A 24699-nucleotide genomic window follows, 5' to 3' on the forward strand; every position below is an offset into this window, starting at 1 on the left:
TCTCTTATGAAGAGTTTCAAATCTCCACTCTTCTTATGCCAACGGCTGTAACAATATTGAAAAGCAGTGTATGATGGTTCCAATTTGCTCCTGATCAAACATAAAGAGAACGGTGTGCTATAAAACTTTATGAGTCTCAATGAGATTGTTTCCTTAACGAATGAAGTGTTTTCTAAGAAAAAGCAGCGGATAATCAAACTTTTTCCCATCCATATTTTTCTTCAAAAACGCCGATATCCAAGCAGATAAAATAATAGACATGCCTTAGGATATAATGAGCACTTAATCACGCGAGAGTGCAACAACAGGATCAAGCCGTGAAGCTTGTCGCGCTGGCGAAAAGCCAAAACATACCCCGATGAGGGTGGAAAAAGTAAGAGATAGAATGATTGAATCCATCGTATAGACGAGGTGAATAGGCGCCTTAAACAGCAAAAACAAACCACCGATAGAAAGCCCAAAGAGGACTCCCAATCCACCACCAATGACACAAACCAAAATTGCTTCAATGAGAAATTGCTGAAGAATATCACTTTGGCGTGCGCCAACAGCCATACGCACCCCAATTTCATTGATCCGTTCAGAAACCGTAACCAACATGATATTCATCACTCCAATCCCACCTACAATCAGTGAAATTGCAGCAATAGAAGACACTAAAAGCGTTAAAATATGTGTGCTTTCCATGATACGATCACGAAAGAACTGCGAATTTCTAATGAAAAAATCCTCTCCACCATGACGCATAATAAGGAAACGCTTCACCATATTTTCGGCTAAATTTGAATCAATATGATCAGCAATTTTCACAGTAATGGCCCGAACTTGAGTTGTACCAAGAAAACGTGTTTGTAAAGTTGTATAGGGCAAATAAACCTGCAACGTATTTGAAGTCCCTCCTCCCATATGTTGTGGATCTACCACACCAATAATGCGCGCAGGAACATTACCCAAATGAACAATTTTCCCTATGGGACTCCCATGACTATGAGGGAAAAGCACCGAAAGTGCTTCCTTTTCGATAACGAGATCAACCGCCCGCTCATGCACACTTTTTTGATCAAACAGCTGCCCTTGAACAGCTTTAAGCCCCTGTGTTTGAAAATATTGTTCTCCTACCCCAGAAATGACAGCATTGACTTCAACTGCACCAAAACGAACCATAGAACTTGCTGAAATCTGAGGTGTTACACCAGAAATATAGGGTAATTTAGAAAGGGCTTCTGCATCCGCTTCCACTAAACTGGTTATTTTCTCTGCTTGTGGATCAGAGAGGCTTTTTCCAGGCAAAATGGTTAATGTATTAGACCCAAAACTTTTAAAATTATCCAGTATTTTTTCCCGCGTACCATTTCCCAAAGCAACCATGGCAATAATCGCCCCAATACCGATAATCACCCCAAGCATTGTTAAAAAAGTTCGCAGACGATGTGCATTCATAGCCAACAATGCCATGACAAATGCTTCACGAAAACGTTCAACAAAAGAACGAAAAAAACCCAATGTTTTTGGATCTTTCATATCTTCTCGCTCCTGAAGAGGTTGAACACTCATTTTTATTTTTGCACTTTTTGAGAGCTTATCAGCAATAATTTCTCCATCACTGATTTCAATAATACGATCTGCTCTTTTAGCTACCTGCATATCATGCGTTACAATAATAATGGTGCGCCCTTCTTGATGAAGCTCATCCAAAATACGCAAAACTTCTTGCCCACTCTGTTTATCGAGTGCACCGGTTGGCTCATCGGCAAGAATAACCTCCGCATTATTCATCAATGCACGCGCAATAGACACCCGTTGTTGTTGCCCTCCTGAAAGTTGATTGGGACGATGATTAATTCTCTCTCTCATACCTAAACGTGTTAAAAGCTCTTCTGCACGTTTTTTTCTCATATCCGGTGCATAACCTGCATAAATAGCTGGAATTTCAACATTTCCAAGGGCGGTTAATTCATTCAACAAGTGATAGCGCTGAAAAATAAATCCAAAATGATTGCGCCGTAAGGCTGATAATTCATCAGCAGAAAGAGAAGCAGTTTCTTTTCCTGAAATCCAATAACGCCCAGAACTTGGTCGATCAAGACACCCCAAAATATTCATCAGTGTGGACTTTCCAGAGCCAGAAGCCCCCACAATTGCCACCATTTCTCCACGCTTAATGGTCAAATTGATATCCTTTAAGACAGTAACAAATGTTTCACCCGCAGGAAATGAGCGCACAATATTTTCTAAAACGAAAACAGCCTCTGCTTTTTCTGCTTTCATGACTTAATTCTCATCTTCGCTGTGTTCATCAGGAATTTCTGGCATCACACCATCGCGCGAACCAGTAATAACCACATCCCCCTCATCAAGCCCTGAAGCAATCTCTGCCATCACTTTGTTATTAAGCCCTACAGTCACTTGTTTTGCCACTACTTTATTTTCCCCGACCAACACTGAAACCCACGCTTTTCCTTCTTTTGTTTCATCACGCAAAGCATCACTTGGAACCAGCAAAACATTCTGAGCACGTCCTAAAATAATATGCACTTGAGCAGTCATATAAGTTCGCAAAAAGTTGTCTTGATTATCAACATGCACGATCCCATTATAATAAATTGCCGACGATGAGAGAGAGCTACCCCCCCCTAAACCAGGGTTAATACTCACATCAGCACGAATGGATTCAGGGGCTGGGTCAACTCTTTCTAACGTTCCCTCATAACGACGATCTGCATTACCCAATACCGTAAAATAAAGAGGTTGCCCGGTGCGAACTTTAAGAATATCAGCTTCCGAAATTTGTGCTTTAACGGTCATCTTTGACAAATCACCTAAAATAACAATTGTTGGTGCCGACTGAACAGCATTAACATTTTGACCTTCTTCAACGACTGTTGCCAAAACCGTTCCCGCTGAAGGAGCAGTTATCCGCGTATAACTAAGATTAACCTCTGCACTCTCCACATCAATTTGGGCTTGTACAATCTGTTGACGCAGTTGAGCAATTTGCGCTTCGCGTATTTTCACCTGTGTCACGGCATCATCAAAATTAGCTTTTGAAATTGCACGTGTTTCGATCATTTTTTTCTGGCGTGCTAAATTTTTCTGCGCAAGGGCAAGATAAGCTTCTTGTTCCATTAAATTGGCATGATAATGAGATAAGGCTGCTTTTTTTCTTTTCAGATCATTTTCTTGGTCTGTAGGATCAATTTCTGCCAAGAGATCTCCCTCTTTCACAACACTTCCCGGAAAGACGCGCATGGAAACCACCCGCCCTGTAGCACGCGCTCCAACTGCCACCAACCGATAAGGACGCACAATTCCAGAAGCCAAAACACTTTCCTCAATATCACCGCGCTTCACCACAGCTGTCATATAGGTTGGCGTGGATGTTCCAAAAAAAACAGAGCGTAACCACAACAAAATGATAATAATGAAGAGAGAAATAAGAAAGAATGAAAGCTTTTTGCGTTTTGTAATGAAATTTTTGATGAAATTTTTTTTCATTGCCCTACCTTTGCAAGTGAATGGGAAACACCATCAACGACTTCCGGACGTGACACATCAACGACACCATCCCATCCACCACCCAATGCTTTCATCAGAGCAATATATTGGGTAGCTAAAGCAATGCGGCTATCTTTAAGTGCCATTTGCGCAGAATAATAGGAACGATCAGCATTTAATAATTCAAGAAAACTGGTATTGCCATTTTCAAAAAGACTTTGTGAAAGATGTAAAGAATGCAGAAAAGCTTTATTTGCAATGACAAGCTTTTTAAGGCGCTGATGTTCCTTTGTTAATCTCACGAGCGCATTTTCAACATCTTCTAAAGCCCTCAATACAGCAGAGCGATAAGTAATAAAAGCCTGATCGCGCTGCGCCCGCGCCATTGCAACAGAAGCAACAATCTGTCCTCCATTAAAGAAGGGAAAACGAAGACCAGGTCCAAAAGACCAACCAATTGTTGAGCTTTTCCATAATTGATCTATGGCTGTTGCTGCTGTTGAAATATTCCCTGTTAATGTAAGCGACGGATAACGTTCTGCCTCACGTTGACCAATGCGGGCTGTTGCTTGTGCATATTGGCGCTCTGCCCGCCGTAAATCGGGACGTGACAACAAAATATCTGCCGGGATTCCTGCTGGTATTGGCCATTGCGGTTGTGGAATTTTGACGTGTTTGGCATTTTTTTGTAAAAAGTCCTTCAAAGCCGTAGGCACATGACCAGTTAAGACGGAAAGGCGATGCATACTCATTTCCAAACTTGCTTCCATCTGAGCGATATCGGCTTCTGTATTAGCCATTTGCGCTTGTGCATTTGAAACGTCGAGCTCAGAAATATCACCCGCTGTTAATTTTGCCTGCATCAATTCATATGTTTTGCGCTGCGTTGCAGCAATTTGCCGCACAATTAATAACTTTTGTTGCCAACCACGCATTTGAACGTAATTTGTTGCTACATCGCCTAACAATACAACCATCGTCGCACGCATATCTTCCACAGTTGCTTCAAGACCATAACGCGCCGCTTCAACGCCTCGCTTATGCCCTCCAAAAAAATCAAGCTCCCAACTTGCATCAAATCCACTACGATATTGGTTAAACGTATCAGATTGTCCAGAGCCGCTACGCGTTCCTGAAATCGTATTGGACGCACTTGGCAACAAAGATCCCACCACTTGCCCAAAGCTCGCACGCGCTTCACGAACCCGAGCTTTGGCAACTGCAACATCATTATTTCCAGAAATTGCCTCATCCATTAACGCATTTAAAACTGGATCATTTAACTGTCGCCACCACCCTGCAAGGGAAATTGAACGCTGAGATATCTGCGCAGACTGCTTTCCCCACTTGGAAGGAACAGAAAAAAATGTCTTATGATAATTCGGACCAACCATACACCCTGACAAAAGAAAACAAAGCAAGATACTAGAAAATAATCCGCGAGAAGCGCCCCTTTTGAGATTTTTGATATGCATCTACTCTCCCGCATTCTTTCAGAATCATTATGTAAATATTAATACTTTATTTACCTTGTTATTTCAAAATTAACGTGAAAAATCAAATACTGTTTGCACAGGAATATGATCTGAAGGACGGTCCCATCCGCGCGCATCACGAAAAGTCGAAAGATCCGCCACAAAAGGTGCTAAATCTGGAGACGACCAAATATGATCAAGCCGGCGCCCATAATTAGTCAACGCCCAATCGCGCGCACGATAACTCCACCATGTATAAAGTTGTGTGGGAACAGGGATATGCAACCGCATAAGATCAACCCATCCGCCCTGACAACACAAATTTTGTAAACGCTCAGTTTCAATAGGTGTATGGCTTACAACCTTCAACAATTTCTGATGAGACCAAACATCCTCTGCTAAAGGAGCAATATTCAAATCGCCCAACAAAAGAGAAGACAGCCCCTCTTCCTGATCGGCGCGAATAGAAGACATTTCTTCTAAAAAATCAAGCTTATGACGAAATTTTTCATTCACCTCAGCATCAGGAATATCGCCTCCAGCGGGGACATAAAAATTATGAATCCGCATCAATTTACCATGGGTTTCCACAATCACTGAGATATAGCGACAATCTTGGTTTTGACAAAAGAAACGCTTTTCTAACTTTTTAAAAGGCAAACGAGAAACAATCGCCACTCCGTTATAAGATTTTTGTCCACTCAGTGCGATATGCTTATATCCTGCTGCTTCAAAAGCCTCCACTGGAAATAAAGCATCGGAACATTTTGTTTCCTGTAGACACAAAACATCGGCCGGAAAGAGCTTCAAATACTGAAAAACCTGTGCAAGACGCAAACGAATAGAGTTAATATTCCAAGTCGCAATACGAAAGAGCATCTGCTTCAATCCCAATGACGTGATACTATTGCTTCATTTTTTTGAGGGAAGTGTAAACATTCCCTGAGCAAAACGAACGCCTGTTCGCACATTCATAATCTGCACTGTGGTTTCCATGTTTTGTTGGTCAACAATTGTCCACTGCCGCAAAGCAAAGTTTTTGGAATCAAACACCATTTTTATTTGCCCACCCCCAATCGTTTTATCACGCAGAACGATTGTCACAGCCCCTGGATCTTCACGAAATGCCAACAAACGCCCGGATGATACGTCAATTTTATCATCCAACAAAAACTTCATTGGCGTTTGTGAAAGTTGTGAAAAGTTCCAAGTATTTAAAGCCCGATTGTTAATGCCCACAAATTGACTATCTGCAATGATTTGTAAAGGCATTTTCTTATAAATAAAACGAATTTTCCCTGGACGCTCGAGATAAAATGTTCCTTGAGACATTTTTCCCTTCGGACTAAATTGAATAAAATCACCCGTCATTGTTTTGATTGCCGCAAAGTAGTTGGCAATATTCTGTGCTTTTGCCACCTTCTGAGATACTTGCGAAAAAGCAGGAAAAATTAAACACCAAAATATAATAATTCCCACAAACCCTAAGACTCTTCTTTGCGGTAAAAAAGATGTTTTCATAAAAATGCTCCCAAACAATATCGAATTGACTTGATCATTATCATTTATAATTAAGTCATCAATGATGAATAAATACCCTGCTTTATAAGATAAAGATATTGTTTGAAAACACTATCAAAAGATTTTTAAAAGTATTCTTCTTCGACAGGCACCAAAATTTTCTACTTACCCCTATGATTTTCTGGACAAACGATACCTCCTTCTTTCATCTTTTCAATCAATGTCGCTACTCAATTATAACCAATACCCAAACGGCATTGAATATAAGAAGTTGAAACTTTACCATCACGAAGCGCAACTGCAACAGCCTGACGATAGGGATCATTCGTTGAAGAAAAAGCCAACAAAAAATCCTTCTTTACTTCTTGCGATATCTTGCGGTATCTTCATCCAAGTCAACATCATTACATACGTGTGCCAGCCCTAGAATGTTGCGAAAACCCTTGGTCCTTAAAACAATTCGCAAAAAACATTTTTAGTTCTTTCTTAATCATTTTTATCCACATAGGGCATCCCGCTCGTAACGTGCAAGCGAATAGTTTTGGTTGATTCAATACAAACAGGTTTGAAATGAAAGAATCTTACGATATTGAGGTCTCCTATTCAAAATGAGTAATGCAATATTATTATAAATCAATGCATTATCCAAATAATCAGTCTGCTCTTGAGTTTTCGAAATCACCCTAATTTCTTAACTTTTCTGCTGATTGGCTAAACGCATAAGCTCTTCTCCACCCCCAATCCGTAAAGCTGCATGAATCATAGTCAATACGTAGATGGCGTTAAGTTCTAAACATATTTCTTGCGAACCTGAAAATTTTTTAAATAACTCAATGGAAAAAATACTTTTTTGACTTACCATGCACCCAAAAGAATAAAAATTCTCAGCCAATCCGCTGTGTAAATAATTTGAATTTTAGCAAGTTCTACTTAACTTCCCACCGATAATTCACTTAAACAAAAGCTCGACAGACCAGCCCTTTTCTAAAAGCAGACAGGCAAATCACGTGACGCAACTGGTTTTGCCGTGAGATTGAACGACAAGAACAACAAAAACACTTAAATATCAATCCTTTCATGCCTTTATACCACCACACCTCACATAATTCTATTTTACATCAAAATATTGATTTATAACGGTAAATTATCATTTTTTTAACTAAAATCATAACGCCGAAGATTGTAAAATACTCTCTATATATTAAATCAATTCAAACTATTTACTGACACGTTACAAGAAAAGCTAACATGTAAGTAAAATGATATAAAATAAGGGATAGCTCTTATGAAAAGTCTCAAATGCTATGGACCTATCGCAAATTGAGAGCTCGTGTATGACGCCGCGGGCTTTCTACGGTACAATAAGGCAACGATTTGTTTTTATAAGTCATTTAAAAAATGATGATAAAGATTTTTCAAAAGCGTTCTTCTTCAGCAGGGACTAAAATTTCTCGTTTGCCTGCATGATTTGCTGGACTAATGATACCTTCTTCTTCCATCCTTTCAATCAATGTCGCAGCACGGTTATAACCAATCCCTAAACGGCGTTGAATATAAGAGGTTGAAGCCTTACGATCACGAAGAACAATAGCAACAGCTTGACTATAGGGATCATCTGCTGAAGGAGAAGCCGAAGAAACATCAGCACCATCTTCTTCAACTTCTTGGGTAACTGTTTCCAAATAATCAGGTCGTGCTTGCGCTTTGAGATGCGCCACAACTTGCTCCACTTCATCATCCGCAACAAAAGGTCCATGTACACGCTGAATACGTCCTCCTCCCATCATAAAGAGCATATCTCCTTGTCCCAATAATTGCTCGGCCCCTTGTTCGCCTAAAATTGTTCGGCTATCGATTTTTGAACTCACGGAAAAGGAAATGCGTGTAGGAAAATTGGCTTTGATCGTCCCCGTAATAACATCGACGGAAGGACGCTGTGTCGCCATAATCACATGGATACCGGCGGCTCGAGCCATTTGTGCTAAGCGTTGAACCGCACCTTCAATATCTTTCCCCGCGACCATCATCAAATCAGCCATTTCATCGATAATGACAACAATATAGGGCATAGGACTAAAATCAAGAGTTTCCGTCTCATAAAGAGGTTCACCCGTCTCATGATCAAAGCCCACTTGAATGGTCCGCACCATTGTCTCTCCTTGACCTTCTGACTCCTTGAGACGTGCATTAAACCCATCGATATTGCGAACGCCAAGTTTTGACATTTTACTGTAGCGTTCTTCCATTTCACGAACAGCCCATTTAAGCGCAGTCACAGCTTTTTTAGGATCTGTCACCACCGGTGTTAACAGATGAGGAATGCCATCATAAACCGAAAGTTCAAGCATTTTCGGATCCACCATAATGAGACGACATTGTTCAGGCGTCATACGATAAAGCAATGATAAAATCATTGTATTGATAGCAACAGACTTCCCCGATCCTGTTGTCCCAGCCACCAAGAGATGCGGCATTTTTGCTAAATCCGCAATCACAGCTTCCCCGCCGATAGTCTTTCCCAAAGCAAGCCCTAATTTGGCTTTACTTTCAACAAATTCCTGCGCTTGCACAATCTCCCTTAAATAAACCATCTCTCGCTTTGCATTGGGTAATTCTATTCCAATCACATTGCGCCCAGGAACCACAGCAACACGGGCAGAAATCGCGCGCATCGAGCGCGCAATATCATCTGCTAAACTAATGATACGAGAAGACTTAATGCCAGCAGCCGGTTCAAATTCATACAAAGTGACCACGGGTCCAGGACAAGCATCTATAATTTTTCCTTTGACTCCAAAATCTAACAAAACCCCTTCAAGTTCTTGAGAATTTGCTCTTAAAGCAGCAGGAGAAAGTTTGGCATCCCTGACAGAGGGTGGTGGAACCGATAGGTAATCTAAAAGTGGAAGAACAAAACCATCCTTTGAAGAAACTGTTAAAGATTTCAAACCACGACTTTTCACAGAAGGAGCATGGGCTTTATTTTGATTTTCCTCACACTTTTCTTTTTCACCCCCAAAAGTTGGTTCAATCCGATCAAATGACTTGCCTTGCCTCTTACTTTGAGAACACCTTTTGAAACAGAAAAAACGAAAAAAACGCGCTTGTAAAAAATAAAAAAGATGTAAAAGAGCACCAAAAGTTGTGGCAAAAAAACCATGTTTCTCACGATCATTCTCTGCGGCATATTCAACATCTTCTTCCATCTCAAAAACCGGATCAACGATTTCATTTTTTGGAATGTTTTTTTCTTTTCTTTTCTTTATTCGACGCCGCCATATCACATTGCCAGCAAAAGCAGCAATGAAAAAACCTAAAAGGATAAAAACAACACTGAAGAGCCCCCTGTAAAGAGGAGAAAGAAAAAGAGGAAAAATTGAAGAAGTAATACTTAAAACTTTATCTCCTAAAACCCCCCCCAATCCCATGGGCAATGGCCAATGGGTAAAAGAAGCAACAGGCGTCATAAGAGCAAAAGCCATTAAAAAACAAATCGTTGATACCACCCACAAAAAAAAGCGCAAAGTCAAATTGTAGATATTCTTTTGTGCCAACAAGAGAAAAGACCAAAATAATGGTGGTAACAAAACAGCAAGACTTGCCAAGCCAAAAAACTGCATAATAAAATCTGAAAAAATCGCCCCCAGCCACCCCATAAGGTTTGTAACCTCATTTGTACTTGCATGGGTTAAAGAGGGATCAGCAACATTCCACGTCGCCAAAGCAAATACACAAAAAATAATAAAGCCCAAAAGCCCAAGCCCAATAAATACGCCAATCTGACGTAAAAACATCTCAATAAGTCGAAAACCTTGAGAATCTCGGGGTTCTAATGAATCATAAGGTGAAGAACTTCGGTGCATCCATCAATTCCAAATATAAAACTTTCATATTTAAAGCGTTATAACTTCCCTCTTCTCTTAAAAAAGGACAAAGCTTACCTCAGCGCCGATCTGTAAACAATCATCTGTCAATAATCTAACTTCTTAATCTCGTGCGTTCTGCCTTTTTCCTACTTCATGTCGTTCATAAACCACCATCTGGAGAGCGAAACTTTCATAAAGCATAAAAACAGCCCTATCCTAAAATATTATCACACGAACAACAAAAAAACACTTCATGTGTAAAGCTTTACATGGGTTATAGAGTTTACAACAGGCCCTATCACCCTCCTCAACAGAAGGTATGGTAACAAAAAAATATTAATACCGTTTTAACCATCACAAATGAACACTATTTTCCTTATCTATCATCCTCAATGTACCCTTTCAAAACAAGCCTCTTAAAGGATATTCATACAAATTTAAAAATACATTCTCATCTTTGTCTGATTTTAGTTTTCTTTTCTATCAACCAAGTGTAAAAAGAATTGAAGAGGACATTCAAAAAAGGCTGATCCGATAAATCTGTAAAGTGAGTCACACAAGTAAAACAAAAGCAGTAAAACAAAAGCGCTCTAAAACACTCATCTGTCATCAAAGTGACACCAAAAAACATCTCGTCCAAAGAGAAGTCTCTTCTTTGTAAAATAGGAAAAAAGGTAAAAATTAAAATAGTGTATAGATAATTTGAAAGAACAATATTCTTTTTAACAGCAAGCAAGCTTTAAACAATGGAAGAAGCCTCGTAAATAATGGAAAAAAACATTGTGTATTCTAATCACCATAACGATATAAAACCCCATAAGAAAACAAAATCTCATAAAATCAAACAATGTGATCTTCTCATTGCAGGGGGGGCGGTTGTCGGTTCAACACTGGCAATAGCGCTCAAGCAAACAGCCCCTAATCTGAAAATAAAAATCGTTGATGCTGCTCCACAAGAAAATATTCCTGCTTCTAACATACGAACCACTGCCCTTGCTGCTGCTTCTATTCGCATGTTAAAACAATTGCAATGTTGGGACTCTATCAAACCCTATGCGCAACCCATTCACTCAATGATCATCACAGATACAGGCACAAATGATCCTGTTAAACCCACTCTTTTAACCTTTGAAGGCGACATTACCCCCGGTGAACCTTTTGCGACTATGGTAGAACATAGAGAACTCATCAATACTTTAAAAAAACGTGTCAAAGATCTCAATATCCCTGTTCTCGCAAACACACGTGTCATTGATTTTCATCAAGACAACCAACACACAACTGTCACTTTAGATAATGAAGAGATTTGGCAAACAAAATTGCTTATTGCAGCCAGTGGTGCTCATTCGACATTACGCCAAAAAGCAGATCTTAAAAACTTTTCTCACCCCTATAAACAAACAGCAATCATCTGCACAGTTGAACATGAAAAACCCCATAATGGTCAAGCAATTCAACATTTTTTACCCGCCGGCCCTTTCGCTCTTCTCCCGCTCAAAGGCAACCGATCCGCCATTGTGTGGAATGAAGATCATAAAACTGCGCAATATTACCTCAAAGCTGACGCACTTATTTTTGAAACAGAGCTCGAAAGACGTATTGGTCATCGATTAGGAAAACTCTCTTGGAATGGCGAACGTCAAGCTTTTCCGCTAAAACTTTCTCTAACACGTCAATGTATTAAGCCCCGTTTTGCCCTCGTTGGCGATGCTGCCCATACCATCCATCCCCTTGCAGGACAAGGACTCAATTTGGGATTACGCGATAGCGCTGCCCTTGCTGAAGTGATTATTGAAACAGCACGATTAGGTCTTGACATTGGCTCCCTCACCGCTTTAGAGCGCTATCAAAGCTGGAGACGTTTTGAAATTGTCCGTATGGCTTTCAGCAATGATTGGCTTAATAAACTCTTTTCGAACGATAACCTTCTCTTACGGATGCTTCGCGATACCGGTCTTGGAATCGTCAATCAAGCACCAAAAATAAAAAAGTATTTCATTCAAGAAGCTGCTGGCCTTACCCCCAATGCACCCCGTCTTCTAAACGGCTTCCCACTTTAAGCAAAAATTCATACTCTTCATACTTTTTACAACCTTTGGCTTCTTTCCTCCCCCACAAAGAACAAAAACTTCCATTCAATTCAGTCTGTAAACAATCCGGATTTTTGCCGCGTAGATTTCTCCTTGACTTACCCCTCCCGTATTTCACTTACCATAAGACAAGATAAGCGAGCTATACTTTAAGAAATTCACTACACACTGAAAAAATATATCATGAAATCGATCTAATCACACTTCAAATGACGCTCTTTCACCGCATAACAAAATAAACAAGACTTTCTTGATCAGGAAAACTTTGACTTATAAGGAATACTTCATTGTTCTCATGTTGAATGAGAGAGCTGAAGAACGTAAAATACTTCTCCTTTCAACTCTCCCTCCTGTTGAATCAATAAAAATCACCCTTTACACATCACAAATGGGATGAACATATGGATAAAAAATGATTAAAAAAGAATCCAAGCCCCTCCTATCCCCTCCCAAATACCAAGAACTATCACAAAATTAGGATTAGCAAATATAACAATGATGTTGTCGAACTCCTAATGTCATAATTTTTTTTGATTTCAACCCTTTTTGTAAAGAATCAATAAAACCATTTATTTGTCTAGACTAAAAAGAGCAACATTTAATAAAAAACTATAACAAAGGGATACAGTGTCCCCCTTCTCAAATGCCAAAAGCAACCATAACATCTTAAGCTGGTAAACTTAATGACGATGGCAACTTATGATAAAAATACCTTCTGCATTGAGATACATTTGCCCATACTTTCTAACATTTTTTTAATACCTCAATAGGTCAATACATCCATTCAGTATTTTTATAGCAAAAAGAGGCTCTACTTGTTATATTCATATTTCTTGATATTCCCTTACCTTATAAATATTACACATGTTTTATGTTACTTCGAGTTCATCAAGTGTATACCCATTCTCCAACCACTCTTTAATCCACTTAGGTCTCCGTCCACGCCCATTCCATAATTCCCATTGGTTATTGGGATTCCTATAATGACGCTCTTTACTCACAAGATCAGCGATATCAATTCCATGGGTATTAGCAATTTCAAGAATTTTTCGTCGCGCATTTTGCTTTTCCTTTGCTTGCCGTTTTTTTAATTCCACATCAATTTGTGTACGCATCTCTTGTAATTCATCAAAATTCATATTTTTGAGATCATTCACCTTAATTACTCCCCTTGCAAAAAAAGAATTGCCATTGCCATATTTTAAACACAATTATAGACAATTCCTGTCTATTTATTGTCAAAATTGAAATTACGATACATATATCACTTTGACGGAGATGTGTTTTGTACCACAAAGAATTGTTTATTTGTGTCTCAGCTTCCACCACTACATCCTTTTTCAGTTCAGTTGCTGAAATTGGAAAGGGCAGTGCACAAATGCCATCACACCTCGCTGACTCTCATGAATCAGTCGTCAAAAGTAAATATAAATCACCACTCTATAAACTATGGCAATATGTAACAAAGAACAAGCCCTCTCCTTATAATGATGGTGTCGTTTATTATGACAATAAGAGATCCCCTCAAGTACAACGAATTTTCACTTCGTATAAATGTCCTTCAAATCTTTTTTTACAACAAAAAAATTATATAAAACAAGCAACATCAAGAGAGTCCCAAAGATCATTATTGCTTAAAAATGGTATTTTTTTCATTCATCCCAATAATGTTGGTTGGCGTAGTCTGCTCTGTTTTATACCACACATTGATCTTTTTTCTTGGATATTCACATATACTAGAAATCTTCTCAGAAAAGAAAGAAGTCATAACCACCAGGGACATTTTAAGCTAAACAATTCCGTTTTTCAAATTGATAAAATCGAGAAACAACGACAAAAAGCACCAAGCAATATTGGCATTTATATCAATAAAATTCTTCATAATAAGGTGTATTTCTAATGATTGTTCCAGATTTCACAATGTTTACTACGCCATCCATATCCAATCCCCCCCTCATAGCATTTTCAACTCTCTTCGAACAAGAAAGACGGGATAATTTTTATATAACAGGTAATAATGATAAATTATTCTGTCCATCATCTCCGCTTAGAGAAGAAATTGCAACAACCGAACAATTTAAACAAAATAAACATAATTTTGACGCAATTTTTGAGCAAATCGATGTTCAAAATATGAAATGGTTTTCTCTTTTTGAGGTACTTGACTCTTGCAGAAATAGGAATCTTGCAGCAATACAAAGCACTTTAACTTACTGCTATGAACAAACAACATCAAAGTATATCTTTGAAAAAGCAACATTGCAGTCTACGCTAAGTTTTCACAACACAGAAAACTTAAATAGTGGCATCGATACGCGAACCGTCACTTCATATATCGAAGTAGAAGCTGCTGCACGAAGAGATGAAGACTTGCAAGAGCCTGTGAGGCTTAAAAAAGAAAAACCAGAACAGACAACTAAAGTAGATTCTCTTCCTCTTTCTTCAGAGGAATTAGAAGATGCGTTTGCACATAAAGAAAGTAGTAGCCGCGATGCTTTTGCCACGGAAGATTCTTCTTCATCGACAAAGCAGCTCGAGTAATGACTGGTATTTTCATAAATGAAAACTAGAATTTTGATAGGGTGGTATAATGAAAGCTAGATAAGAAAATATTAAAGCTCTAATTAGTAAGATTGGATAAAATCTCTTCTAATTGAGGGCAAAAAAATGAAAATGATCGAACAAAACAGTGTTGATATAGCATTTAATCAGAGAGCGGCACGTGAAATTACAGTTGTGATGCGCTCAGAAAGAGAATGGTATTTTACGTTTGTTGCTGATGATCCAATCACCGGAAAACCAAATAAATATACATTACTTACACAAAGAGGAAAACTAAGAACTTGGGCTGATCCCAAATATCTTTTTAAGTTTCTTTATGAAAGAGGGGTCATTTGTGGGAGTTTTAATCTTAATCAGGATAAAGAACATGAAACAATTAAATATTCTTCAAACGACAGCTCGTAATAGAATTATCACAAAGATTGCAGCTTTAACTGTGTTTTTTATGGCACGTCCTATATATGCTCAAGCGCTAGTTTTGGACAAAGCAAAAACAGCTTTAGATGCTCTGAAAAAAGATCTTATTGGGCACATTATCCCTATTGCTGCTGCCGTTATACTTTTATGCTTAGCAATTGGTTATGCAGGGCGTTACATCGGAAAAGACACTTTTGTACGTTGGGCAATCGGTGTTGTCATTGCTGGTTCAGCAGCTGAACTTGTCACGATGCTATTTGGAGTAGCTCCGTCATGATTATATGTGGGAAATAGGTTTTACTTATCTGTTATAGCTAAATTGGTAATAATCTTACTAATTAATATCACTAGTATTGAAAATAACAATAAAACTCTTAAGAGAATAAAATGAAGCAATTAAATAAATCGAAGTTAAAAAATAATCGAATTTTTGCAATTTCTGCCGCTGTAACTATATTTTTTATAGCGCATCCTATATGTGTTCAAGCACAAGTTTTGGGAAAAGCAAAAACAGCTCTGACCTCTTTGAAAACAGACCTTATTGACAATATTATCCCTATTGCTGCTGCCGTTATACTTTTATGCTTAGCAATTGGTTATGCAGGGCGTTACATCGGAAAAGACACTTTTGTACGTTGGGCAATCGGTGTTGTCATTGCTGGTTCAGCAGCTGAACTTGTCAAGATGCTATTTGGAGTAGCTCCGTCATGATTATATGTGGGAAATAGGTTTTACTTATCTGTTATAGCTAAATTGGTAATAATTTTACTAATTAATATCACTAGTATTGAAAATAACAATAAAACTCTTAAAAGAATAAAATGAAGCAATTAAATAAATCGAAGTTAAAAAATAATCGAATTTTTGCAATTTCTGCCGTTGTAACTGTATTTTTTATAGCGCATCCTATATGTGTTCAAGCACAAGTTTTGGGAAAAGCAAAAACAGCTCTGACCTCTTTGAAAACAGACCTTATTAACAATATTATCCCTATTGCTGCTGCCGTTATACTTTTATGCTTAGCAATTGGTTATGCAGGGCGTTACATCGGAAAAGACACTTTTGTACGTTGGGCAATTGGTGTCGTCATCGCTGGTTCAGCAACCGAACTTGTTGGAATGCTGTTTTAACCGTAATGAATTATATGTAAGTGTAGTTTTCATAAAATAGATTTTACATATCTGTTGTAGATACACTGGTGATAATATCATTTAATGTAAGAAATAACACATCACATTCATAAATGCTTCCTAAGAGGATAGAAAATGAAACAATTAAATAATTTCAAATCAGAAAATAATAATCCAATCATTACAGCTTTTGCAGCTATAACCGCATTTTTCATGGCTCATCCTATATGCGCTCAAGCACAAGTTTTGGCCCCGGCAAACAAAGCTTTAAAAAGTTTAGAAGATGATCTTGTTAAATACATTATCCCCGTTGCTGCTGCCCTTATCCTCTTGTGCTTAGCAATTGGTTATGCAGGACGTTACATCGGAAAAGATACTTTCGTACGATGGGCAATTGGTGTTGTCATCGCTGGTTCAACAACTCAACTTGTTGGGATGCTGTTTAAGCCATAATGAATTATATACAAATTTAATTTTAATAAAATGAATTTTACCTATCTGGTATAGTTACACTGATGATAGTATCATTTAATGTAAAAAATAATACATAACATTCATAAACGCTTCCTAAGAGGATAGAAAATGAAACAATTAAATAATTTCAAACCCAAAAATAACAACGGAATGACAGCAATCTCTTTAGCTATAATAACATTTTTTATAGCTCACCCAGTACATTCTCAAGCACCAGTTTTAAAAGCTAAAGATGCTTTAACTGCTCTACAAACAGATCTTACTACTTATATTATTCCTGCTGCTGCTGCTGTTATACTTTTGTGCTTGGCAATTGGTTATGCAGGTCGCTACATAGAAAAAGATACTTTTGTACGTTGGGCAATTGGTGTTGTCATCGCTGGTTCAGCAACTCAACTTGTTGGGATGTTATTTAAGCCAGCATAAAGTTAACGATAAATAGAGTTAACAATAAAATGAGTAATAGCTGTGTACCCGTAATAATGTCGTTCATACTACAAAAAAAGGAATATTATCTATAGCAACTTTAAGTAAAAGGGGATAAAAGATATGAAAAAATTAAATACGTTTCAGGAAAAAATCTGCAACAATATTAGTGTTATTGTTATTACTTCAATGGTGTTATTAATAACGCAATATGCGTATGCTCAAACGGAAGCAAAAAGCTTAGATGTTTTCATCGGAATGCAATATGGATTAAGTATCCTTATTCCTATGGCTGCAGCTATTATTCTTTTATTTCTTTTGCTTATTTATATATTTCGTCTCATCGCAAAAGCTACATTTATGCGATGGGCATTCAGCGTCATTATTGCTGGTGCAGCTTTCTATATTAGCCACATATTATTTTACCTCCAATGACAAGAGCACCCCATGAAATCACAAGAACAAAAAGAATTTCCTCTATTCAAAGGAGCAACACGTGTTCCAACGATATGGGGAGTTCCCATGATGCCTTTTATCGTTATGCTTATGGGAGTTGCTATTATTGCCATGACGATAAATATCTTTTTGTGGATAATAGCACCGCCATTATGGTTTATTATGGCACAAATTACTAAAAATGATGATAAAGCATTTCGTATCTGGTGGTTATGGATCGATACTAAATTTCGTAATCGCAACAAAGGTTTTTGGGGCGCATCAAGTTATAGTCCCTCTGATTATAGTAAAAGGAGATAAACATGACAGCTGTTGAAAGCAGCAAACGTCTCGCATCAGAGACACCTGTAAGCCTGTTCCTCCCTTATTCACATCATATTACAGATACGATTATCTCTACGAAAAATGCAGAATATTTGTCAATTTGGAAAATTGACGGCCGTTCGCATCAAAGCGCTTCAGAAGAAGATATTTTTCAATGGACAAAAGAGCTTAATAATACTCTACGGGGTATTGCATCAGCTAATTTATCATTTTGGACGCATATCGTGCGCCGTCGTGTTTATGAATATCCTGATTCAACATTTGATCAAATGTTTTGCTATCAGCTTGATGAAAAATATCGGCAAAGTTTTGCTGGTTATAATTTGATGGTCAATGATCTATATCTGACTGTCGTTTTCCAACCGATAGCGGATAAAATTATGTCGTTCTTTTCTAAACATGAGCGCGAAACGCTTGATCAAAAAAAGATGCGACAAGACTCATGTATCAAAGAACTCAATGACGTCAATCGTACTTTAGGCCAATCTTTAAGGCGTTATGGTGCAGAACTGCTTGGTGCTTATGAAAAAAATGGACATGTTTATTCTTCTGCACTTGAATTCCTTGGAATGCTTGTCAATGGTGAATATCGCCCTATGCCAATTTGCCATGATCGTTTTGCTGACTACATGTCTATCAATCGACCATTTTTCTCAAAATGGGGTGCTCTTGGTGAGCTCCGCACAACCAGTGGAACACGTCGATTTGGAATGTTGGAAATTAAAGAATACGATGCAACAACTAAACCAGGACAACTGAATTCTTTGTTAGAAAGTGACTTTGAGTTCATATTGACGCAGAGTTTTTCAGTGCTCTCTCGGCATGCTGCTAAAGATTATTTGCAGCGGCATCAACGTAATCTTATTGATGCACGTGATGTGGCAACAAGTCAAATTGCTCAGATTGACGAAGCCTTAAACCAGCTTATCAGTGGGCATTTTGTCATGGGGGAACATCATTGTACATTGACCATATATGGTGATACAATTCAACAAATTCGCGACCATATGGCCAAAGCAAGTGCAGCATTATTAGATGTTGCCCTATTACCCAAACCCGTGGATTTGGCGATAGAAGCTGGCTATTGGGCACAACTTCCTGGTAATTGGAAATGGAGGCCCCGCCCTGCCCCAATTACATCACTAAACTTTTTATCATTTTCATCTTTTCATAATTTCATGTCAGGAAAACCCACTGGAAATCCATGGGGACCAGCAGTTACAATTCTTAAAACAACCAGTAAAACACCACTTTATTTCAATTTTCATGCCTCCAAACTTGAAGAAGATTCAACCGATAAGCGGTTACTCGGTAATACCGCACTTATCGGACAATCTGGATCTGGTAAAACTGTGTTGCTCGGCTTTTTGTTAGCACAAGCGCAAAAATTTAAACCAACAACTGTCGTTTTTGATAAAGACCGTGGCATGGAAATTGCCATTCGAGCTATGGGGGGAAGATATTTAACATTCAAGCCAGGAAGATCAAGTGGTTTTAATCCTTTCCAACTTCCCGCCACACAAGACAATCTGATTTTTCTGAAACAATTTGTTAAAAAATTAGCAGAAGCAGGTGGTGAAGTCACACATCACGACGAGGAAGAAATTAATAAAGCTGTTATGTCTGTTATGAGCAGTAACATTGACCTATCGCTGCGTCGTTTGTCTTTTCTGGTGCAATTCTTACCAAATCCGCGTTTAAGTGATTATAATGCGCCTCCATCTGTTCACGCTCGTTTACTCAAATGGTGTGAAGGTGGTGATTATGGTTGGTTATTTGATAATCCCCATGATGCTCTTGATCTTTCAACCCATCAAATTTACGGCTTTGATATCACCGAATTCTTAGATAATTTGGAAACGCGTACTCCAGTGATGATGTATCTGCTTTACCGTACAGAGGGTATGATTAGCGGGCAGCGGTTTATGTATATCTTTGATGAGTTCTGGAAGCCTTTGCAAGATCCGTACTTTGAAGATTTAGCAAAAAATAAACAAAAGACTATCCGTAAACAAAATGGTATTTTTGTTTACGCAACACAAGAACCTAGCGATGCTTTGGAAAGTAATATTGCCAAAACACTCATTCAACAATGTGCGACTTATATTTTTCTGGCTAACCCCAAAGCAAATTATGAAGATTATACAAAAGGCTTTAAATTAACAGATACTGAATTTGAACTCGTTAAAGGACTTGGTGAATTTAGTCGTCAATTCCTCATTAAACAGGGTGATCAATCTGCACTTGCAGAACTGAATCTTGGTAAATTCCATGTAACAAGCAATGGAAAAACTATCGAACATGACTTTAGTGACGAGCTCTTGGTGTTATCAGGTACACCTGATAACGCGGAGTTAGTCGAAAGAATTATCGCTGAAGTGGGTGATGATCCAGCAATATGGTTACCGATTTTTTTACAGCACGCAAAAAATGACAGGAGGGAAACATGAAAAAACAGGTCATTTCAATAGCAATAGCAATAACCTTAGGAGTCTCAAACCCAGCAATGGCTTGGGTTTGGGGTGCTGGAGCAGCAGATTTGGGAGCAACAGTTCCAACAACATGGCCCCGTTTGAATTGGTTTTCAAGTACAGCAACCCCTAAACAACCTGTAATAAATCCTAGAGAACTCCTCGAAGTCGTAAAAAAACAACTTGAGGAAGTAAAAAAAATACACGAATCTATAACGGGAAGCCAAAAACTCGACACTAAAAAACTTAAAAATATACAAACAGATCACGGCAGTTTTTTTCTCAAAAATCCAGAACTTCTCTACAATAGAGACAAACCTTCTGCACTATCTACATCCCTTGAAAATATTTTAAAAGAAGAAGAAATTCCTGCTTCTATCCATGAGTTTAGCAATTTTATCAATAAGCGTATCCAATATGCAGCCATCACGGATAAAGCTGTAAGTTTAAAGACCTTTCAGGAAGCAAACAATCGTTTTCAGAAAATTCAAGAACTATTAAACAAAATCAAGACAACAAAAGATCTAAAAAGTATTGCTGAGCTACAAGCACATGTAATTGGAATGCTCGCTATGCTACAAAATGAAACAGCAAAGCTACAAATGGTAGCGCATTTACGTAACGCTGAATATACACTGATCAAACAGCAGAAGGATAGACATAACATAAAGATTTTTAATAGTAAAAACACAAAAATGCCTACTATAAAATTTATTAGATAAAGCTTTTTATAATAGTATTTTCTATATTATTTTTCCTGTATGCTCGTAAAAAGAAAAAGTTAATGCATAATACTCAGTTTTCTCTCATAGACTGAGAAGCTCTGTCAAGTTTGACCTACCCTAAAAAATTCAACGAGGAATGCCTAAAAAAACATATAAAACTTGACTATTCGTTAAAGAGGAATGCCATGAGCTTCACTGTGTTCACGCAACTTTTCAGTAAAATTGATCAGATAACAAAAACATATGTCGCGGATATTTCCTCAAAAGCAATTGTCACAATTACCCCCTTTGTATCAATCGGTCTTACAATCACTTTCCTCATCTATGGATGGCTTATCATTCGTGGCGCTATAGATATGCCACTCTCCGGATTTGTAAACCGTTTCCTGCGTATAAGTATTATTACTTCAATCGCTCTAACCACAGGACTTTATCAAAGTGACATTGCAAATTTGATAACTCAAATGCCCTATGATTTATCAAAAGCGCTCATGTCAAATCCGCTCACTGAGACACAATTAATGAACTTGCTTGACAAAACAGCAACTGGGGGATTTCAATATGCAGGTCGTCTCTTCGAAGAAACCGTCTTCTTCGAAGCCAATGGGCTACTTTACAGTCTCTTAGGTATCCTCATCTTGCTGGCAACAAGCTTCGTCGTCGCAATCGGTGGGGGGCTTGTTATACTGACAAAAATCGCTATTACGCTTCTCGTGGGACTTGGCCCATTCTTTATCACCGCTTTGCTTTGGCAACCAACCCATCGCCTTTTCCAGCAATGGTTAATCCAAGTCCTGAGCTATATAATCCTCTTTCTACTCTTAGCCACTGTCTTTAATGTGATGATGACTATCTTTGCAAACTATTTGGCTGATATGAAACTCGATGACCAACAAAATATAAGCTTCATGTTTGGGGGAGCGCTTATCCTCTCCATTATATCCATCATGCTGTTACTCAAACTATCAAGCATTGCCAATTCTCTCGCAAAAGGCATGACATTTGGACATCTATGGAAACATAAAAACTAGAGGATAACCAAAGGTAATGATTCCCCTAACAGGCACCCTGAATATCCATAGGACAAAATAATCAAGATATCCAATCTTGCAGTGAAAAATATTTGCAGTGAAATAGGGCTATTTTCATCAATATAAAAAATGAAATTAAGAAAAGTAAAATAATTATACACTATGCACTTTACTTTACATTCAAAATGGAAATAATGATAATAAATGTTAGGATGCAACTAACAGTAAAAAAGAGTAATATTAAAATGAAAAATATCATTCTGATGATTTTGATTGCAAACCTTTTATCGGCTTGTGCATTAGCACCAAAGCTCAAACAACCCAATGATAGGAACCGTGTGCCTATTAATAAAACAATCCCTGCCGAAATTAAGCGAGGAAACAGATGAGAAAGCAGTTTATGATAACAGGGATGATATCCCTTTTAGCAATGCTGGATTTGGCACATGGATCACGTTTTGATCAAAGTCATACAGATCCAGGCAGACGTTTTCATATATATCGACCTACTCCACCGAAACCACCCGCTCAACCGAAATCACCCGCTCAACCGAAATCACCTTCCCTATCAGCAGAATATCTAAACATTATTAAGCTCTTAAAAAAACAACTTGAATTAAAAAAACAACAAACTTCACAAATAGAAAAAGCCTATCAGGCTATAACAAAGAGTCAGAAAACGGGATCTCAGAAAATAGACTTTTCTAGTTTTTTTCTTAAAGAGCCAGAAGCACTCTATCAAAAAAATAAACTTTCAAGTCAATCATATCAAAAGATATTGGAAGATGAAAACAAAGTTTCTGGAACTTTTGATCAAGTGAGCAAAGCTCTTTCGAGACGTTTACAATCTGTACCGATTCTCGATAAAGCTGTAAGTTTAGAAAGTATTGAAAAAGTAGAAAATCGTTTTAAATACCTTCAAAATCTATTAGATGAACTTAAATCAAAACAAAACCTGAAAGACATTGCAGATTTTCAAGCACATGTCGATGGTTCGTTAGCCATGATCCAAAATGAATTTATAAAGATGGAAATGGTAGCGCATTTACGCAACGCTGAGCAATCACTGATCAAAAGAAAAAGACGCGAACTTGATATGGAATTTTTTAACCATAACAAACAGAGAATGCCTATCATACGATGAAAACAAAAGCGAATGTTGATAACCCCAACAATTTAAAGGTTCACAGAGTTTTTATCCAAGCCAAGAGGCGTGATAAAAAATTAGGCAATGTATCAATGCAAATGAAACGTCTAGCATTTATCGATGTTCCAAGGTGTTAAAGAATTAAAAATTCGTTAAAGAGGAATGCCATGAGCTTCACTGTGTTCACGCAACTTTTCAGTAAAATTGATCAGATAACAAAAACATATGTCGCGGATATTTCCTCAAAAGCAATTGTCACAATTACCCCCTTTGTATCAATCGGTCTTACAATCACTTTCCTCATCTATGGATGGCTTATCATTCGTGGCGCTATAGATATGCCACTCTCCGGATTTGTAAACCGTTTCCTGCGTATAAGTATTATTACTTCAATCGCTCTAACCACAGGACTTTATCAAAGTGACATTGCAAATTTGATAACTCAAATGCCCTATGATTTATCAAAAGCGCTCATGTCAAATCCGCTCACTGAGACACAATTAATGAACTTGCTTGACAAAACAGCAACTGGGGGATTTCAATATGCAGGTCGTCTCTTCGAAGAAACCGTCTTCTTCGAAGCCAATGGGCTACTTTACAGTCTCTTAGGCATCCTCATCTTGCTGGCAACAAGCTTCGTCGTCGCAATCGGTGGGGGGCTCGTTATACTGACAAAAATCGCTATTACGCTTCTCGTGGGACTTGGCCCATTCTTTATCACCGCTTTGCTTTGGCAACCAACCCATCGCCTTTTCCAGCAATGGTTAATCCAAGTCCTGAGCTATATAATCCTCTTTCTACTCTTAGCCACTGTCTTTAATGTGATGATGACTATCTTTGCAAACTATTTGGCTGATATGAAACTCGATGACCAACAAAATATAAGCTTCATGTTTGGGGGAGCGCTTATCCTCTCCATTATATCCATCATGCTGTTACTCAAACTATCAAGCATTGCCAATTCTCTCGCAAAAGGCATGACATTTGGACATCTATGGAAACATAAAAACTAGAGGATAACCAAAGGTAATGATTCCCCTAACAGGCACCCTGAATATCCATAGGACAAAATAATCAAGATATCCAATC

At 38.1% G+C, this 24699-nt stretch carries 25 protein-coding genes and 3 pseudogenes; 18 read left to right on the forward strand and 10 right to left on the reverse strand.

The genetic code is table 11. From position 1 onward, the window contains the following. Window positions 1–282: 282 nt before the first annotated feature. The 9 genes and pseudogenes from NNJ85_RS08015 to NNJ85_RS09780 form a co-directional block, all read right to left on the reverse strand. Window positions 283–2268: a MacB family efflux pump subunit gene (locus NNJ85_RS08015; protein WP_254475063.1), complete on the reverse strand. Its 1986-nt coding sequence runs from the start codon at window positions 2266–2268 to the stop codon at window positions 283–285. Window positions 2269–2271: 3 nt separating this feature from the next. Then, window positions 2272–3495, reverse strand: coding sequence for an efflux RND transporter periplasmic adaptor subunit (locus tag NNJ85_RS08020; RefSeq protein WP_254475065.1), 1224 nt, complete (start codon window positions 3493–3495; stop codon window positions 2272–2274). Further along, a complete protein-coding gene (locus tag NNJ85_RS08025) occupies window positions 3492–4970 on the reverse strand; it encodes an efflux transporter outer membrane subunit (RefSeq protein WP_254475067.1) in 1479 nt (492 codons plus the stop codon). The genes NNJ85_RS08020 and NNJ85_RS08025 overlap by 4 nt, the downstream gene beginning before the upstream one ends. 69 nt (window positions 4971–5039) lie before the next feature. Next, complete coding sequence (locus NNJ85_RS08030; protein ID WP_254475069.1) at window positions 5040–5849, reverse strand: exodeoxyribonuclease III; 810 nt, start codon at window positions 5847–5849, stop codon at window positions 5040–5042. Between the two features lie 33 nt (window positions 5850–5882). Beyond that, window positions 5883–6491 carry an outer-membrane lipoprotein carrier protein LolA gene (locus NNJ85_RS08035; RefSeq protein WP_254475071.1) on the reverse strand — a complete coding sequence of 203 codons (609 nt, stop codon included), beginning with the start codon at window positions 6489–6491 and terminating at the stop codon, window positions 5883–5885. 161 nt (window positions 6492–6652) lie between these two features. Further along, window positions 6653–6829 (reverse strand): annotated as a pseudogene (locus tag NNJ85_RS08040) (DNA translocase FtsK); the annotation flags it as partial. A gap of 353 nt (window positions 6830–7182) precedes the next feature. Then, complete coding sequence (locus tag NNJ85_RS08045; RefSeq protein ID WP_254475073.1) at window positions 7183–7353, reverse strand: hypothetical protein; 171 nt, start codon at window positions 7351–7353, stop codon at window positions 7183–7185. A 553-nt stretch (window positions 7354–7906) separates the two neighbouring features. Continuing rightward, window positions 7907–9391: pseudogene (locus tag NNJ85_RS09775) on the reverse strand (DNA translocase FtsK); the annotation flags it as partial. A gap of 447 nt (window positions 9392–9838) precedes the next feature. Further along, window positions 9839–10354 (reverse strand): annotated as a pseudogene (locus NNJ85_RS09780) (DNA translocase FtsK 4TM domain-containing protein); the annotation flags it as partial. 770 nt (window positions 10355–11124) lie between these two features. Between NNJ85_RS09780 and NNJ85_RS08055 the strand changes: the two are divergent. Then, window positions 11125–12417, forward strand: a complete 1293-nt coding sequence (locus tag NNJ85_RS08055; RefSeq protein ID WP_371923341.1) for a ubiquinone biosynthesis hydroxylase — start codon at window positions 11125–11127, stop codon at window positions 12415–12417. Between the two features lie 899 nt (window positions 12418–13316). On the opposite strand, the gene NNJ85_RS08060 is transcribed toward NNJ85_RS08055, so the two are convergent. Further along, complete coding sequence (locus tag NNJ85_RS08060; RefSeq protein WP_142416710.1) at window positions 13317–13604, reverse strand: H-NS family nucleoid-associated regulatory protein; 288 nt, start codon at window positions 13602–13604, stop codon at window positions 13317–13319. 128 nt (window positions 13605–13732) lie between these two features. On the opposite strand from NNJ85_RS08060, the gene NNJ85_RS08065 reads away from it, so the two are divergent. From NNJ85_RS08065 to NNJ85_RS08145, 17 genes are all read left to right on the forward strand, one after another. After that, window positions 13733–14347 carry a hypothetical protein gene (locus NNJ85_RS08065; RefSeq protein WP_254475077.1) on the forward strand — a complete coding sequence of 205 codons (615 nt, stop codon included), beginning with the start codon at window positions 13733–13735 and terminating at the stop codon, window positions 14345–14347. Further along, window positions 14347–14988 (forward strand): TrwN protein, encoded by a 642-nt coding sequence (locus tag NNJ85_RS08070; protein WP_254475079.1) that lies wholly within the window; start codon window positions 14347–14349, stop codon window positions 14986–14988. The genes NNJ85_RS08065 and NNJ85_RS08070 overlap by 1 nt, the downstream gene beginning before the upstream one ends. Before the next feature lie 126 nt (window positions 14989–15114). Continuing rightward, on the forward strand, window positions 15115–15414 hold the full coding sequence (korA, locus tag NNJ85_RS08075) for a KorA family transcriptional regulator (RefSeq protein ID WP_254475081.1): 300 nt from the start codon (window positions 15115–15117) through the stop codon (window positions 15412–15414). Continuing rightward, on the forward strand, window positions 15377–15703 hold the full coding sequence (gene trwL, locus NNJ85_RS08080; RefSeq protein WP_254475083.1) for a VirB2 family type IV secretion system major pilin TrwL: 327 nt from the start codon (window positions 15377–15379) through the stop codon (window positions 15701–15703). Before korA ends, trwL (NNJ85_RS08080) begins: the two co-directional genes overlap by 38 nt. Before the next feature lie 110 nt (window positions 15704–15813). Then, a complete protein-coding gene (gene trwL / locus NNJ85_RS08085) occupies window positions 15814–16137 on the forward strand; it encodes a VirB2 family type IV secretion system major pilin TrwL (protein WP_254475085.1) in 324 nt (107 codons plus the stop codon). A gap of 110 nt (window positions 16138–16247) precedes the next feature. Next, on the forward strand, window positions 16248–16556 hold the full coding sequence (gene trwL / locus NNJ85_RS08090) for a VirB2 family type IV secretion system major pilin TrwL (protein ID WP_254475087.1): 309 nt from the start codon (window positions 16248–16250) through the stop codon (window positions 16554–16556). A gap of 135 nt (window positions 16557–16691) precedes the next feature. Then, entirely contained in the window at window positions 16692–17009 is a 318-nt protein-coding gene (gene trwL, locus NNJ85_RS08095; protein WP_254475089.1) for a VirB2 family type IV secretion system major pilin TrwL, read from the forward strand. A gap of 129 nt (window positions 17010–17138) precedes the next feature. Further along, window positions 17139–17456 carry a VirB2 family type IV secretion system major pilin TrwL gene (gene trwL, locus NNJ85_RS08100; RefSeq protein WP_254475092.1) on the forward strand — a complete coding sequence of 106 codons (318 nt, stop codon included), beginning with the start codon at window positions 17139–17141 and terminating at the stop codon, window positions 17454–17456. A 123-nt stretch (window positions 17457–17579) separates the two neighbouring features. Continuing rightward, on the forward strand, window positions 17580–17891 hold the full coding sequence (locus NNJ85_RS08105; RefSeq protein ID WP_254475094.1) for a conjugal transfer protein: 312 nt from the start codon (window positions 17580–17582) through the stop codon (window positions 17889–17891). A gap of 12 nt (window positions 17892–17903) precedes the next feature. Beyond that, window positions 17904–18212: a type IV secretion system protein VirB3 gene (locus NNJ85_RS08110; protein ID WP_254475096.1), complete on the forward strand. Its 309-nt coding sequence runs from the start codon at window positions 17904–17906 to the stop codon at window positions 18210–18212. Window positions 18213–18214: 2 nt separating this feature from the next. Beyond that, window positions 18215–20686 carry a VirB4 family type IV secretion/conjugal transfer ATPase gene (locus NNJ85_RS08115; RefSeq protein ID WP_254475097.1) on the forward strand — a complete coding sequence of 824 codons (2472 nt, stop codon included), beginning with the start codon at window positions 18215–18217 and terminating at the stop codon, window positions 20684–20686. After that, window positions 20683–21429 (forward strand): type IV secretion system protein, encoded by a 747-nt coding sequence (locus NNJ85_RS08120; protein WP_254475099.1) that lies wholly within the window; start codon window positions 20683–20685, stop codon window positions 21427–21429. Before NNJ85_RS08115 ends, NNJ85_RS08120 begins: the two co-directional genes overlap by 4 nt. A 188-nt stretch (window positions 21430–21617) precedes the next feature. Next, the gene (locus NNJ85_RS08125) at window positions 21618–22463 is read left to right on the forward strand and encodes a type IV secretion system protein (RefSeq protein ID WP_254475101.1); all 846 of its coding nucleotides are present in this window, start codon (window positions 21618–21620) and stop codon (window positions 22461–22463) included. Window positions 22464–22708: 245 nt separating this feature from the next. After that, entirely contained in the window at window positions 22709–22852 is a 144-nt protein-coding gene (locus NNJ85_RS08130; protein ID WP_254475103.1) for a TrwH protein, read from the forward strand. Further along, entirely contained in the window at window positions 22849–23607 is a 759-nt protein-coding gene (locus NNJ85_RS08135) for a type IV secretion system protein (RefSeq protein WP_254475105.1), read from the forward strand. Before NNJ85_RS08130 ends, NNJ85_RS08135 begins: the two co-directional genes overlap by 4 nt. After that, on the forward strand, window positions 23604–23747 hold the full coding sequence (locus tag NNJ85_RS08140; RefSeq protein ID WP_254475107.1) for a hypothetical protein: 144 nt from the start codon (window positions 23604–23606) through the stop codon (window positions 23745–23747). Before NNJ85_RS08135 ends, NNJ85_RS08140 begins: the two co-directional genes overlap by 4 nt. Window positions 23748–23777: 30 nt before the next feature. Then, window positions 23778–24623 carry a type IV secretion system protein gene (locus NNJ85_RS08145; protein WP_254475101.1) on the forward strand — a complete coding sequence of 282 codons (846 nt, stop codon included), beginning with the start codon at window positions 23778–23780 and terminating at the stop codon, window positions 24621–24623. Window positions 24624–24699 lie beyond the last annotated feature (76 nt).

Origin of the sequence: Bartonella sp. B1098 (assembly GCF_944896145.1) — a bacterium.
Taxonomy (GTDB): domain Bacteria; phylum Pseudomonadota; class Alphaproteobacteria; order Rhizobiales; family Rhizobiaceae; genus Bartonella.